This is a genomic window from Azospirillum sp. RU38E (assembly GCF_900188385.1).
Taxonomy (GTDB): Bacteria; Pseudomonadota; Alphaproteobacteria; order Azospirillales; family Azospirillaceae; genus Niveispirillum.
The window spans coordinates 132,144-145,796 of the sequence record NZ_FZOI01000014.1 but is presented as its reverse complement, the minus strand read 5'-3'; the positions used below and the strand labels follow the sequence as shown (position 1 = coordinate 145,796).

13 protein-coding genes are annotated in these 13,653 nt (G+C 60.0%); 6 read left to right on the top strand and 7 right to left on the bottom strand.

The annotated features are described in order from the left end of the window. Genes CHB97_RS19680 through CHB97_RS19670 form a run of 3 tightly spaced genes read right to left on the bottom strand, consistent with a single transcriptional unit; the run spans position 1 to position 4,592 of the window. Positions 1 to 1,290 carry a restriction endonuclease subunit S gene (locus CHB97_RS19680; protein WP_089289709.1) on the bottom strand — a complete coding sequence of 430 codons (1,290 nt, stop codon included), beginning with the start codon at positions 1,288 to 1,290 and terminating at the stop codon, positions 1 to 3. Beyond that, positions 1,290 to 3,683 carry a class I SAM-dependent DNA methyltransferase gene (locus CHB97_RS19675; RefSeq protein WP_089289708.1) on the bottom strand — a complete coding sequence of 798 codons (2,394 nt, stop codon included), beginning with the start codon at positions 3,681 to 3,683 and terminating at the stop codon, positions 1,290 to 1,292. The genes CHB97_RS19680 and CHB97_RS19675 overlap by 1 nt, the downstream gene beginning before the upstream one ends. 39 nt (positions 3,684 to 3,722) lie before the next feature. Next, positions 3,723 to 4,592 carry a WYL domain-containing protein gene (locus CHB97_RS19670; protein WP_089289707.1) on the bottom strand — a complete coding sequence of 290 codons (870 nt, stop codon included), beginning with the start codon at positions 4,590 to 4,592 and terminating at the stop codon, positions 3,723 to 3,725. Positions 4,593 to 4,770: 178 nt separating this feature from the next. Here CHB97_RS19670 and CHB97_RS19665 point away from each other — a divergent pair, with 178 nt between their 5' ends. Both CHB97_RS19665 and CHB97_RS19660 read left to right on the top strand, forming a co-directional pair. After that, positions 4,771 to 6,441 carry a CPCC family cysteine-rich protein gene (locus CHB97_RS19665; protein WP_089289706.1) on the top strand — a complete coding sequence of 557 codons (1,671 nt, stop codon included), beginning with the start codon at positions 4,771 to 4,773 and terminating at the stop codon, positions 6,439 to 6,441. Continuing rightward, on the top strand, positions 6,419 to 7,984 hold the full coding sequence (locus tag CHB97_RS19660) for a hypothetical protein (protein ID WP_143271060.1): 1,566 nt from the start codon (positions 6,419 to 6,421) through the stop codon (positions 7,982 to 7,984). Before CHB97_RS19665 ends, CHB97_RS19660 begins: the two co-directional genes overlap by 23 nt. Before the next feature lie 172 nt (positions 7,985 to 8,156). Here the strand turns inward: CHB97_RS19660 and CHB97_RS19655 are convergent, their stop codons facing one another. From CHB97_RS19655 to CHB97_RS19645, 3 genes are all read right to left on the bottom strand, one after another. Beyond that, positions 8,157 to 8,783, bottom strand: a complete 627-nt coding sequence (locus tag CHB97_RS19655; protein WP_089289704.1) for a universal stress protein — start codon at positions 8,781 to 8,783, stop codon at positions 8,157 to 8,159. A gap of 54 nt (positions 8,784 to 8,837) precedes the next feature. Further along, positions 8,838 to 9,272 (bottom strand): CBS domain-containing protein, encoded by a 435-nt coding sequence (locus CHB97_RS19650; protein ID WP_089289703.1) that lies wholly within the window; start codon positions 9,270 to 9,272, stop codon positions 8,838 to 8,840. A gap of 200 nt (positions 9,273 to 9,472) precedes the next feature. Continuing rightward, positions 9,473 to 9,826, bottom strand: a complete 354-nt coding sequence (locus CHB97_RS19645) for a YciI family protein (protein WP_089289702.1) — start codon at positions 9,824 to 9,826, stop codon at positions 9,473 to 9,475. 172 nt (positions 9,827 to 9,998) lie between these two features. On the opposite strand from CHB97_RS19645, the gene CHB97_RS19640 reads away from it, so the two are divergent. After that, a complete protein-coding gene (locus CHB97_RS19640) occupies positions 9,999 to 10,178 on the top strand; it encodes a hypothetical protein (RefSeq protein ID WP_089289701.1) in 180 nt (59 codons plus the stop codon). A 39-nt stretch (positions 10,179 to 10,217) separates the two neighbouring features. Here the strand turns inward: CHB97_RS19640 and CHB97_RS19635 are convergent, their stop codons facing one another. Beyond that, positions 10,218 to 10,481: a hypothetical protein gene (locus CHB97_RS19635; protein WP_089289700.1), complete on the bottom strand. Its 264-nt coding sequence runs from the start codon at positions 10,479 to 10,481 to the stop codon at positions 10,218 to 10,220. A gap of 539 nt (positions 10,482 to 11,020) precedes the next feature. Here CHB97_RS19635 and CHB97_RS19630 point away from each other — a divergent pair. From CHB97_RS19630 to CHB97_RS19620, 3 genes are all read left to right on the top strand, one after another. Then, the gene (locus CHB97_RS19630) at positions 11,021 to 12,040 is read left to right on the top strand and encodes an ABC transporter substrate-binding protein (protein ID WP_089289699.1); all 1,020 of its coding nucleotides are present in this window, start codon (positions 11,021 to 11,023) and stop codon (positions 12,038 to 12,040) included. A 91-nt stretch (positions 12,041 to 12,131) separates the two neighbouring features. Continuing rightward, complete coding sequence (locus CHB97_RS19625; protein WP_089289698.1) at positions 12,132 to 12,893, top strand: ABC transporter permease; 762 nt, start codon at positions 12,132 to 12,134, stop codon at positions 12,891 to 12,893. Next, positions 12,881 to 13,648: an ABC transporter ATP-binding protein gene (locus CHB97_RS19620; RefSeq protein WP_089289697.1), complete on the top strand. Its 768-nt coding sequence runs from the start codon at positions 12,881 to 12,883 to the stop codon at positions 13,646 to 13,648. The genes CHB97_RS19625 and CHB97_RS19620 overlap by 13 nt, the downstream gene beginning before the upstream one ends. The last annotated feature ends 5 nt before the right edge of the window (positions 13,649 to 13,653 follow it).

Below are 13,653 nucleotides of genomic sequence, written 5' to 3'. Positions count from 1 at the left end.
TTATGCCACCTTGATCTTGCCGGTGACGGCGGCGTTGATCAGGGTTGTTCTGTATTCCTTGAGGGCGGTGATTTGGGATTCTTTGATGGTGATGGCATCGGCAATTTTTTTAACATCATTCTCAATATTCTCAGCTATTATGTCTTGTTCTTCGCGTGAAGGAATTACCATTGGCAGTCCCAGGAACATGTGCGGGTAAAGCCGCAGGCGAGAAGAATGCAACCCTGTCGAAATTCTATTGTACTGTTCAATGAAAGGCGTCGTACGCAGCATAAATTCTACGAAACGCCGGTTAAGGGAAATCCCTTGCCTTGGCCGGTAGACTCCGTATGAAGGGCTTACGATACCAGTCAAATCCGATACACCCAGCGCTCCCATCCAAGCCCACATGGTGTTAATTACGACGTCACCGGGTTGGCAGAGCTTTGAACCCGAATAGTCTTCAGCCATGAACATGCTGACATTCTTTTCAGAACGCGATGTCACGCCCGTCATGTGAGAAACAGACAAAAGCTCCTCTGTGCCTTCATCGGATCTCTCATTCACTTCCCGAAAAAGATGCTTACCCCGCCGCACCTCCCAATGCGCAGGAATTTGGCCGATCCAGTCGATGCCGCTGTCCTTCATCGGGGCGTTGGGGTTAAGGCCGCGGGTGACGGCCTGCTGGATCAGGATTTGCCGCCGCTCACGCAGAAGGGCAATCTGCTCTTCCTTGATCCGCACCGCCTCATCCACCTTGGCGCATTTCTCATCCAGAAACGCCGCGATGGCGCGTTGTTCGCCGATTGGCGGCAGAAAGAGATCAACTCTCGAAAAATTGTCAAAGTTCAGGTCTTGACCATCACGGATGAAGCAGCCTGTCGACTGCAGCGCTTCTACATAGCGTGGACTCTTGAACAAATAACCGAAGAAATCCGGATTGATAGTCTCGAGTTGTCGTAAAATCACATATGAAGAGCGAATGCATCCCGTGACGAGGGCCCGTTCCAAACCACCCTGAAAGCTGCGCATGCTAATGACAAAGTCATCAATTTCAACATGCTTGCGCTTTTCAAGGTTGGTCTGGATTTTTACAACCCGGCGGCCAACAAGTTCTTCAAATTCCCCCTGTGGAATGACGCCGTGGGATTGGGTTGCAGAAAGCTGAACGTCGTCCTTGCGCGCAAATTCCTTGCGCTGAGTGAAAACATACTTGCTTCGCCTTAGCTCCCAATGTGTAGGAATTTTGCCAATCCACTCAACGCCGCTGTCCTTATAGCTTTCGTAAACAGGATAAGACGCGCGCATCATCACATCCCCCCCGACAGATCGGCAGGCTTCAGCCCCAGAATATCGGCGATCAAGCCATCCGCCTTTTCCTCCAGCGCCAGAATTTCCCGCGTCACCTCCTCCAGGCTGCGCAGCGGCTTGTGACGGTAGAAATATTTGTTGAAGCTGATCTCATAGCCGATCCTGACCGAATCCATACTGATCCAGGCGTCGGGTACATGCGGTTTCACCTCCGCCTGGTAATAGCGGTGGATGTTGTCTTTCAGCGGCACCGCCTCGCTGTCGCGCAAATCGCTGCTGCTCTCATAGGTCAGCCAGGTGCCGTCCTTCTGGGCATAAAGGCCGAAATCGCCCAGATCGTCCTTATGGCAACCCAGCCGCGCCGTGATTTCCGTCAGGTCCGCTTTGCTCAGGCGTTGGATGTTGGCGATCACCTTTTCGGCATCGTCGGCGTACCAACTGACGGCATTCAGGATGGCATTCTTCTCCGTCGGGGTCAGTTTGATCTTGTGGGCCTTCAGCATCTGGCCGACCTGATCGCGGAACAGATTGAAATCTGTCACCTCGTCGGTCCCCATCGCCTTCATTAAACTGTGCCCAACCCCGATCAGCTCCCGCTGGCGCAGCCACAGCGCGGTATCGATCAGCTTGGCGCGCTGCTTGGCATTCAACTGGATGTCCTGCTCCTCGCACCAGGCCTGGATGGCCTTGGCCTGGGTTTTCAGGAAGCCCGGCTGATAGACCTTCTCGCCATGCTCGGCCCACAGATATTCCATCGGTTCGCGCAGGGATTTGTCGAAGCGCAGCGGTTGCAGCCGTTCGGCACTGAACTGCGCCCGGCGGCGGTCGGGCCGTTCGATGGTGACCTTGTGATAGCCGAAATCGGCATTGTCGAAAATCTGCACCGCGATGCCCGTCGGGTCACCCTTTTCATCCAGCGCCCGCTCCACAGGCTGGAACGCCAGATAGGCAGCGGTGATGTCCGTAATATCCTGGGGGGAGAATTCGCAATTCTTGTCGCCCAGATTCTTACGCAGCTTGCTGAACATCAGGTTGGCATCGATCAACTGCACCTTGCCCCGCCGTGCGGCGGGCTTGGCATTGGTCAGCAGCCAGATATAGGTGGTGATGCCGGTATTGTAGAACAGGTTGTTGGGAAGCTGGATGATGGTGTCCAGCAGATCATTTTCAATGATGAAACGGCGGATATTGGATTCCCCGCTGCCGGCATCGCCGGTAAACAGGCTGGACCCATTATGGACAGAGGCGATGCGCGACCCGATGGGGCTGCTGCTGGTGGGCTTCATTTTGCCGACCATTTCCATCAGGAACAGCAATTGCCCGTCGCTGGACCGCGGTGTGGCGTCAACCTTCTCCTTATTGCCCCAATAATCGGTCAGCTCCACCTGGAAACGCGGGTCGATAACGTCGGTGCCGTCCTTGATATATTTCTGCTCGCTCTTCCAGCTTTTGCCATAGGGCGGGTTGGACAGCATGAAATCAAAGCGGTGACCGGCAAATTCGTCGGTGGACAGGGTGGAGCCGACCTTGATGTTTTCAGGGTTATTGCCCTTGATCATCATGTCCGATTTGCAGATGGCATAGGTTTCGTCGTTGATTTCCTTGCCATACAGATACACGTCGCCCCGGGCGGCGATGGGGCCTTCGGGATCCTTGATGTAATTCTGCGCTTCGGTCAGCATCCCGCCGCTGCCGCAGGCGGGGTCATAGATGGTCATGACCGGGGGCAACTGACCGCTGATCGGATCGAAGATCAGGTGGGTCATCAGGTGGATCACCTCACGCGGGGTGAAATGCTCCCCGGCCTCCTCATTATTTTCTTCGTTGAACTTGCGGATCAGTTCCTCAAAAACATAGCCCATGCCCAGATTGGACAGGCCCGGCATCATATTGCCATCCGGGTCTTCGGCGTCGTGCGGTGTCAGATTGATGTAAGGGGAGACGAATTTCTCCAGCACATCCAGCAGCACCTGCTTGTTCGCCATGTGCCGCATCTGATCCAGCAGCTTGAAGCGGCCGATGATCTCTTTCACATTATCGCTGAAACCATCCAGATATTCCTCAACATTGGCCAGCAGGATCTGCTGGTTGTTGGTCGCCGTGGCGTGAAGCTGCTTCAGCGTCCATTTGCTGGTGTTGTAGAAGACATAGCCGGCGGCTTCGGTCAGCGGCGCCTCGTCCAACTCGTCGCCCGCCTTCATCTCATCGCGCTGGAAGCGAACCTCGGCCAGGACGGCGGCCTTCGTCGGCTCCAGCAACGTGTCCAGGCGGCGCAGCACGACCATCGGCAGGATGACGTCACGGTATTTACCGCGCACATAAACATCGCGCAGGCAATCATCAGCGATGGACCAGATGAAAGAGATTAGCTTGTTGTGGGCGGCGTGGTTCAATTGTCTGCTCGATCTGGAAGATTGGTTTTGTAATGGAGGTCAGTTGCAGGATGTGCTTCGGTTGTTGATGACCGCTTCCCGATTCAGCAGGATAATCTGCTGATCCTGCGGGTTGCGGGCCGCCGGATCCGTATCCAGGCCCAGCCGTTTCAGCGCATAGTAAAGCAGGGCCCTGCGCACCGGGACCATGGCCTTGCCATCGCTCATGCCATAATCCAGTTCGATGATTTTCTGCTGCATTGCTGACAGGTCAGGGTGTGCCCCAATTTCCAGCACGACCTGATCATGCCATTCGACATCATCCGCATCCCGCGCCAGGGCGGGGCGCGATGCGCCAACATCAATGATACGCCCCAGCACGAAGTCCTTGAATGTCTTGTCGGTTTCGCAGAAGGCCCGCGCGTGCCAGCGGAACCCGTCAAACGCAATGGCGTGCGGGGCGATCCAGCGCCAGCGCGGCTCCGGCTGCGATAAGGACTGGTATCTGATCTCAATCGCCTCCGCCCGCCGGATTGCCGCCACCACTGAACGTAAGGTCTTGGCATTGACGCCCCGCACCGGGGTCGGCGTCGCCTCATAGGCCGGGAACTGGCCGATCCAGGCATCGGACCGGTCCAGGATACCATCGGCGACCGACCGCAGCTGGGAAAGGTAACGGCTGGCATCAGGCTTCAGAAACAGGGGCGTGAACGCCGCACAGCGGACATAGGTGCGCGCGCTCTTGTCATAGGCCATGTTGTGCGGGGCCATGGCGATATAGCGGTTCAGATCGGCGGATGCCTGATTCACCGAAACGGCAAACGTATCCATCAGGTCGGCCCGGTTTACGTGCCCCTCCCAGAACAGGCGGAACTCGATGAATTCGAGGCGCCGCTCAATCCCCCAACGCAGATCCGACCCATCGGCCATGGCTACCTGACCTGAAATGACAGACACCCCATATCTGTGCGCACACAGTTTCTGGTCTGTCTTTTCGGTAGCCGATTTCGGGTGATGATGCAACCATGCTGGTACGGAGCGTTGTTCTTATAGGGAGAATAACCTCAATAGAATACAATGGAATGCAAGGGGTGCCGGATGGGCGCAGATGTCTGTACCTGAAGCACTCACGGAGCGCATCGACAAGGCCGGCGGGCATATCAATGCCATTGATCGCTACCTTTGGCGCGAAACGGAGCGTGGCCTTTGGTCCGGGCACCAGGCGGTGGCACGGCTGGCGGAGGCATGGTTCCTGCTGCGAGGGCTGGTCGCGGAATTGCCGTTGGTGGAGAAGTATCTGCCCCGTGAGGTGATGCAGGAGCGACTGGATGATTTCCAGCGCTTGATTAGGGGCACCATCCTGGCGGATCGGCTGGAAGAGGTCGGGGCGGCAGAGGCCGCCATTCTCGCGGAGCCCTTTCCGAATCCTCCCGGCGAGGATCGGGCAGCCTTGACGGCCGGCCTGGCCCGGCAATACCGCTATCTCGACGTGCTGCGTTCCTTGTCCAAGACGGTCGAGGATGAGATCGCCGACCGGTACATTACCCTGCGGCCCGGTGACTGGGTACGGCTGCCCGATGGCCATATTGGTCACCTGATCGAACGCCCTGGGTTGAGCGGATGGTTTTTCGTCCCCGACATTGCCATGAACAACCCTGGTGATGCCCGCAAAGGGTGGCGCTTGCCCAATCCGCGCATCCAACGGGTGGAACCTGGGCCGGATATGCCCATTGCTGCACCGGCTTATTATTGGCTGCTGGCAGCCCATCGTGGGCGACAGGGGGCTGCGCGCCTGGCGGAAACAGATTGGGCCATGATCTCCAGTCTATGCGCCACGCTGAACGCCGCCCTGGATGCGGCGGTAAAGGCATGGCTGACAACGGTTGATCTGGGGAATCGATCGGTCAGTTGGGAACATCCTTATGTGAAACAACATATATCCCGCTTTGCGGAGGTGGCACCGGCAGCCCTGGCGGCCCCGTTGCAGGAGGCGGTGGATCGCATCGATGCCTTATCCCTGGCGTTCATCAACAATTGGCGTCGCTCGCCACCGGGCTGGCGCGAAGAGGTGACAGACATCTTTCGGCTGGTGGGGGACGGCATTACCGGACTGGCAGAGGCGTTGGCGGATCAGGTTGAGCTGGCACCGGGACAATGGGTCGATGTTCTTCCCCTTGGGCCGGGCCGGCTGGTCCATCGACAGGGCACCCGGCTTGTCATTGATCGTGGGCCCTATGGTGTGGCGGTTGTGTCGCTGTTCCAGCGGATGCTCCATCCGCGGGCCGCCCCAACGGCTCTCGCCATGCCGACCGAGCCATACCATGCCCGGTGGCTGTGGTTCGCCTGCCACCCGGATGCCTGGCAGCGACGCGCTATTTGTCCTTGCTGCGGCTATCCGGGGGTGCCGGAGGGGAGTGCCGCGGGTACGGCCTGCCTGCTGTGCGGATGGATCGCTGATGGCGATGATCTCGATCCGTTGTGGCGAAACCCAGCCAATGGCGGCATTGACCTTGCCCTGGCCCGGCAACGGTTCGAGGCGCTGGGTTATGGAACAGTGCCGACAAGCCTGTCGTCAGAACAGGCTGCCATTTGGCAAGATCCCCTTATCCTGGCCATCAAGCGGCGGCTGACGCTGGCATTGGCCCGGCTTGTCGGGGGTGGTGCTGTTGATGGTGTCGCACTGGCAGGGATTGAAACGCTCTGGCATGGCTACCGCACCGCTTTGCGCCGATGCGGATGGGAAGGAGTATGGCCGGATGAGCCCTCAGTTGAAACGTGACCAATCCCGCACGGCAGCGCGGCGCAGTCTTGAACAAGCCGCCGGTATGCTCAGGGGCGAGCGGATCAATGTCAGTCTGCTGTTCAGCGATATGCGCAGCGCCGTCAATTGGGCGGTGGATTGCTGGCTTCGACAGCAGTCGGAGGCACCTGGCGTGAGTTGGTCCGACCAGGAGGTCCAGTTTCTGCGTGTGGCTCCGGCTGATCTGCGGGGTGATTATCTCCGCCTTGTCGGCGAATTGCCCCGGCTGGCGCAGGATCTGTTCGATCTGCTCGGCACCGATGGTGCGGGTGAAATCAATGGCACGGCACCTTCACTGCGCCCCTGGAAAGCGGCGGCGGCGGCGTGGACCCAGAATGCCGCCGAACTCATTGCTCGTCTGGTCGAAGAACAGGTGCCGACCCGGGCATCGACAGCTCGCCGCGTTGAAGCGGGTGCGTTGCAAGGACGTCTGGACGGTTTGGTGCCTTGTCTGCTTCTGGTCCAGCCGGGTGGACATTACAGCCGTCTGCGTCATGCTGATGGGCAGGCGGGCCTGTTTTCCCTTGGGCAACCCAATGCAGACCGCTCCGGCAGCATGATTTCCAAGGGTTTGGTGATGCCGCTGTCCCTGTGCCGCGATCAGGCACTGCGCGAGAAGCTGCTGGCCTTCTCGGCCATGCTGCGGCCGCCAGCGCCGGACACGCCGGCTTGGCGGGTGGCCGATCGCCGCCGCGCGCTTCAGAACTGGCTGGATCGGGAGGGGTTGGGCACTCTGCGTCTTGCCGACCAGGAACCGGTGCAACGCTGGACCAGGTTCACCTTGAACGCCGCAGTCTATTCCGACCTGCTTGCCCGTAGTGACTATGTGACGGCCATTGCCGACGATCAGGGGCAGACCAGCCGGGTTCTCGATCATGCCCCCTTTGCCTGGGCTTCCCATGGTGCCCTGCTGGACTGGTACATGGGTCATGATCTGTCGATGCCGGTCTCGCCCTTTCATCTGTACCTTGCCACGGATGTCAGCGGACTGTCGGATCCCTTCCGCCCAGGCCGCAGTCGGGATTGGCAGTTCCGTCCGGTGTCCTATTGGGCACCCTTCACCCAACCGGTCGAAACAGCACAGACCGCACCTGTGTCTGTTCGATTGACCCAGGAAGAAGCGGACTATGGCTGGATCGACCTTGATCTCGGCCTGGGTGAAGGTACGACGCAGATCACCCTGTCAGAGGTCTATGATCCGCTGCCGGCATTGCTGGACTGGCTCAAGGCTGTCGAAGATGGCAACCTCCCGCTTGGAGTTGCTGTCGATGAGGAAGGCTCCGAGGCTTGGCTGATTGCTCATGAATTTGATGAGCATCGCCTGCTTGTTGCCGTTCTGGACCGGTATGAGCGGACGGAGCGGGTGTCCGCCGTTGTTAATCGCACGGATTTCATCGAGGCTTTCCAGGCCGAGCTTTTGCGATTCTTGAGTTCAGAGCTGGACACCGAACGCTGGAATACACGCGAGGAGGATGAATCCAAGTATCTTGAACGACTTCTTACGCATCCTTTTTTTCGGTAAACACTCGGATGCTTGATGTTCGAGAAAATAGATACAAATGTATCCAATTGTTCTCAATCAAACGACTGCGAACGCTGGAGTAGAGAGAGTTTGTCTCCAGGTGCTTTCCCTCCCCTAATTGTCACCGTTTATAAGTAGAGGCCTCTGGTTTGGTATTGGGGTTGAGGGGCGTTCAGGCCAACCGGTCGATCTGCCGCGCCGTGAGGTTGCCGGGGACCACCACCAGCGGGATGTCCAGGCTGCCCGCCAGCTCGGAAGCCAGCCAGGAGATCAACTGCCCACGCCGCTGCGACGGGGGCGCTGCCCCCACGACAAGGGCGTGAATGTCGCCATCCTCCCGAATAGCCGCCAGGATTTCACTGCCAATCGGCCCCCGCCGGATCTGGATTTCCGGTAACAGGCCGGTCAGGCCATTCACTTCCCCAGCCAGATCATGCAGCAGCAATTCCGCCTCCGCCCGCTGCTCCTCCTCCATGGCAGTGGCGATTCTGATCCATTCCCGGCAATCGATGGGCTCGCTGATATGCAACAGGGCCAGCAGACCGCCGGTATTGCGGGCCCGCAGGGCGGCAAAGCGCAAGGCGGCGCGGGATTGCGGGCTGCCATCGACACAGACCAGGAATTTGAACGGTTCTGTTCCCGGTACCGCCTTTGGTGGCGCGGTCAGCCCTGTGATCGCACTCCCCCGGTCAAGGGCTGCCAGGGTTTCCGCTGCCACCGCCTGGGGATTGGTCTGAATGGCGTTGGCCACAACAGCACCTTGCCGGCCGCGAAACGCGCCGGTCAGGCTCATGAACATGGTTTCCTCCTGTCTTTCCGCGGGCAGGGGGGTGTTCAGGGCATTCAATGGGTACTAAACGCGGCCGGCGACGTAATCGCGCAGGCTTTCCACCTCATGTGTATATTCGGCCAGACGGGATTTCACCACGTCGCCGATGGAAATCACCCCGGTCAGCCGTCCCTCATCCACCACGGGCATGTGACGGAAACGGCCTTCCGTCATCCTTGTCATCACCGATGCCACTGTGTCACGCGGGTCGCAGCTGATCACCTTGGTGGTCATCACCGCAGAGGCCGGTTTTTCCAGGGCCGCCGGCCCATGAACGGCCAGAGCCCGCACCACATCGCGTTCAGAAAGAATGCCGGCGATCCCCCCCGCCTCATCCACAATCATTACCGCGCCGATGCGGTTGACATGCAGGATATGGACGATGGCGCCGATCGTGTCGGACGGTTTGCTGGTAATGATGGTAGAGCCCTTGGTTTTCAGGATCACGGAAACATGCATCGCTGATCTCCTCCCCGGCTGGGCTGATGGCCCGTGCATCGACGCATCGGGCCGATATAGGGAACGCGATGTTGCGCTGCACGCGCAAGCCTAATCGGTGGCATTGCCATGAATGCGTCCACTACCCCTTTTGCTGCCGGGTGGCGGGAAGAAAGGGCCGGGCGTGGAGGCGCCCGGCTGCAGCGCGACAGGGGCCATGCTCAGGCCCCACACTCATCCGTTTCGCGCAGCTCAATCTCGCCATAGCGCAGATGCGGGCAGTCGGCGATCAGGGCTTCGGCCTCCGCATAACTGGCGGCTTCAATCATGAAGAAACCGCCGATGACATCCTTGGCTTCCGCAAAGGGGCCGTCGGTCACCAGCAGCTTGCCATCCCGGGCCGTCAGCCGGCGTCCGCCTTCATCCTTCAGCTTCTGCCCGCCGCGCAGCCGGCCGGAAGCCTCCATCTTCTGTCCCCAGGCCATATATTGCGCGATGATGGCCTGCATTTCGTCAGGCGACATGGCGGCAAAGGTGGCGGGGTCTTCATGCAGCATCATGATGAAGGTGGGCATGGTCGCGGCTCCTCTGGTCAGGGGAGGGGGCTGGAATGCCCCCTCTCCCCCACTGACGAAGAAGCCTCGGCCAAAACGACAAACCTGTCGAAAATTTTCTTCACCCTCGCAACAGGGGGCCTTGATCGGCTAAACCCGACTATCTGTCGATGTTTCCCTGTTCGAGGCGGTGATGAAGCTGGAAGACCGTTTGGCCGTGAAGCTGCTGGCCCAGGCATCGGCCCAATTGGGCAAAGCGGTGAATGAAACCCTGTGCACGGAGCCCGACCGGCGGGTCATCCGCGCCCTGATTGCCGATGCCAAGGAACTGATCGCCGATTTCGAGGACCAGTATTTTCAGGGGCGGGACTGATCGTTCCCGCCCCCGATCCCGGCTGGCCGGTCCACAGCGTCAGGCCAGTTCGCGCGCCGGGGCGGCCAGCCCCCAGGAACGGAATATCTCCCCCCGGCTGTCCTGGCGGCGTTTGCCGGGCCGCTGGCTGGCCGTCTGTTCCAGCAGGCGGGCCGCGCGTTCCACGGCCGCCACGCTGGCATAACGGCGTGATTCCATGCTGCTGAATTGGTTGTCGGCAGCGAAGAAGCGATAGGCCCCTTCATCATAAACGGCGATACCGGCGCTGCGCTGACGGGTTTCGATGCTATAGGCAATGGACATGGCTTACCCCTTGCCCAGATGAACAACATCATCCGGGTGTGAAATATCAAAATGGACCGAAGGCTGCTGAGAGAGTCTGTTGACGCGTCAACAACAGCGCTGGTGGTTTTTGCGGGGGGAAGCCGGTTTTCGGTTGGATATGCTGGTCTTCATGGACCCAAGCCCTTCCTTCAACAAGGTTTGCGGACAAACCACGAAGGGACTTCGTGGCGCTTTAGCGTTTGTTGACGCGGCGCAAGCTGCTGTTCGTCAAATTCCCGCGTATCCATCCGCCCACCGAAAGAACCCCTGACGGGCCCCCAGCGGGTGGCTGGATAAAATGGGGCATTGCTGCCTTGGAACCCATCATTTGGTGTTGCTGGGGTCACTGTCAACCCTGTTTTTTGATTTCCTGTAAATTGGTACCGGTGCTGGTTCAACTAATCACGCATAGTTGGTGTGAATTTAAGAAAACAACAAATAAGATTGACGAAATTCTGCGAATGGCCAACCTTCTGTCCAGGGCAACCGCTCCGCCATTCACATAAGGGATCAACCCCATGTCCTTTGTCCGCCGCCTGTCCGCCACCGCGACTGTCGCCTTCCTCTCGCTCGCTTCCGTCGGGGCCGCACAGGCGGCCGATCCGGTGGTGGTGCGGGCGGGCTATATCCCGGTGCTGGGGGCCGCCCAGGCCTTCGTCATCGACAGCCAGGGCTGGGACAAGCAGAACGGCTTTGACTTGCAGCTGAAGCAGTTTGACAGCGGGCCGAACATGATCCAGGCGCTGGCCTCGGGCACGCTGGATGTCTATGTCGCCGGCATCGCCCCGGTGATCGTGGCGCGCGGCAAGGGGATCGGCGTCAAGGTGGTGGCCGCGACGGCGGTGGAAGAACTGGTGGTGGCCGCTGGTCCCGACCTGGCCAAAACGCCGGGCAGCCCGGCGGATGCCATCGCCGCCCTGTCCAAGAAGCTGGGTCGCCCGCTGAAGCTGGCGACCCAGCCGGCCGGTTCGGTGCCCAACACCATGCTGCAATATTGGCTGTGGGAAGTGGCCAAGGTGGACAAGGCCCATGTGGAGCTGGTGCCGCAGGGCATTGATGCCACCCAACAGGCCTTGCTGGCCGGTGCGGTTGATGGCGCCATCATTCGCGAACCGGCCCTGACCATCATCACCGGGCGCAATCCCGATGTGAAGGTGTTGGCCTATGGCGGCGATATTCTGAAGAACCAGCCCGGCAATGTGGTTGCGGTGACGGATGAGTTTGCCGCCAAGCACCCGGAAATTGCCCAGAAGCTGGTGGAACTGACCGCCAAGGCCACCGAGGTGCTGAAATCTGACCGCAAGATCGCCATCGAGGCGGTGGAAAGCGCCATCGGCAAGGGCCTGATCGACCGTGCCATTCTGGACAAGGCCCTGTCATCCAAGGCGGTGCAGTTCTCCACCGACCCGAACGCCATCGTGGCGCAGACCGCCACGGTGCAGGATTATCAGGTGAAGCTGGGCACGGTGAAGGAAGCCCAGCCGGTGGCAGATATCTTCAATCTCAGCTACTACCAGAAGGTGGTTGCGGGTAAGTAACTGTCTTTGGGAACTTGGTTTCCATTCCGATTGTTTTCGTTCGGCCGGGTAGCCGTGGATAACGGGTGCCCGGCCATTATGGTTTGATGAGATGAAACAAGCGAACAAGGCAGAGCGCCTGCTGCTGGCGATCACCGGTGTGGTGCTGTTCCTGGGTCTTTGGGAGGCACTGCCCCGGTTTGGCTTCGTGAAGCCCATGCTGTTGCCGCCGCCCAGCGAGATTCCGGCCACCTTCTGGCGGGAGGTGCAGTCAGGCGCCTGGCTCTCCGCCGTGCAGGAAAGCCTGAAACATTATGTCACCGGGCTGGTGCTGGGCTCCTTTCTGGGGGTGGCGCTGGGCGTGCTGACCGGCATGTCGCGCGTGCTGGAGGATATGACCAACTGGGTGGTGCGGCTGCTGCGCCCGATCCCTGGTCTGGCCTGGGTGCCGTTTGCCATCATCTGGTTCGGGGTCAGCCCGGCAGCGGCCAATTTCATCATCATCATCGGGGTATTCTGGATCAATTACTTCGCCGCCCTGGGCGCGGTGCAGGCGGTTGACCGCGATCTGATCGAACTGGCCAACGCCTTTGGCCACCGCTCCCCCATCGCCCGCCTGTTCAAGGTGGTGCTACCGGCCTCCATCCAGCCCATCATGTCGGGCTTGCGCACCGGCCTGGGACAGGCCTGGATGGCGGTGGTGGCGGCAGAACTGTTTGGCGTGTCGGGCCTGGGCCAGCGGATGATGCAGGCATCCTCCCTGCTGGCGACCGATGTGGTGGTGGTCTACATGATCACCATGGCGGTGCTCTATGGCATCGTCGATACCAGTTTCGTTCTTGTGCGTGACCGTTTGCTGGCATGGAAAGCATGATCACCATTTCCGATCTGACCCTGTCCTTCGACAGCGACCGCGGCCGCACCATCGTGCTGAAGGATTTCCATCTGGATATTGCCGATGGGGAGTTCATCGCCATAGTCGGCGCCTCGGGCGTTGGTAAATCCACCCTGCTGCGGGTGGTGGCGGGGCTGGTGCGGCCGACATCCGGCACGGTGAAGCGGGACAGTCCCGAACGGCCGGGCCGCCGGCCCTATGCCATGGTGTTTCAGGATGCCCGCCTGCTGCCCTGGCGGCGGGTGGTGAAGAATGTCGAATTCGGCCTGGAAGGGCTGGGCCTGACAGCGGAGGAGAAACGCCGCCGCGCCACGGAGGCTTTGGCCCTGGTCGGGCTGGCCGACAAGGCTGACCGCTGGCCGCACCAGCTTTCCGGCGGCCAGCGCCAGCGCGTGGCCATTGCCCGCGCCCTGGCCGTTGATCCCGATCTGCTGATGATGGATGAACCGTTCGGCGCGCTGGACGCCATCACCCGGCAGTCGCTGCAGGATGAACTGATCGATCTCTGGCAGCGGACAGGCAAGACCATCCTGTTCGTCACCCATGATATTGAGGAGGCGGTTTATCTGGCCGACCGGGTGGTGCTGCTGGCAGGCAGCCCGGCCGGCGTGCGTTCTGCCGACCGGATCATGTCCGCCCGCCCACGCCAGCGCGATGATGAAGCCGCTCGCCATACGGCGGCCGAAATCCGCACCCGCCTTTATGATTATGTGGAGCAGGGCGAGGGGATCTGACGGGG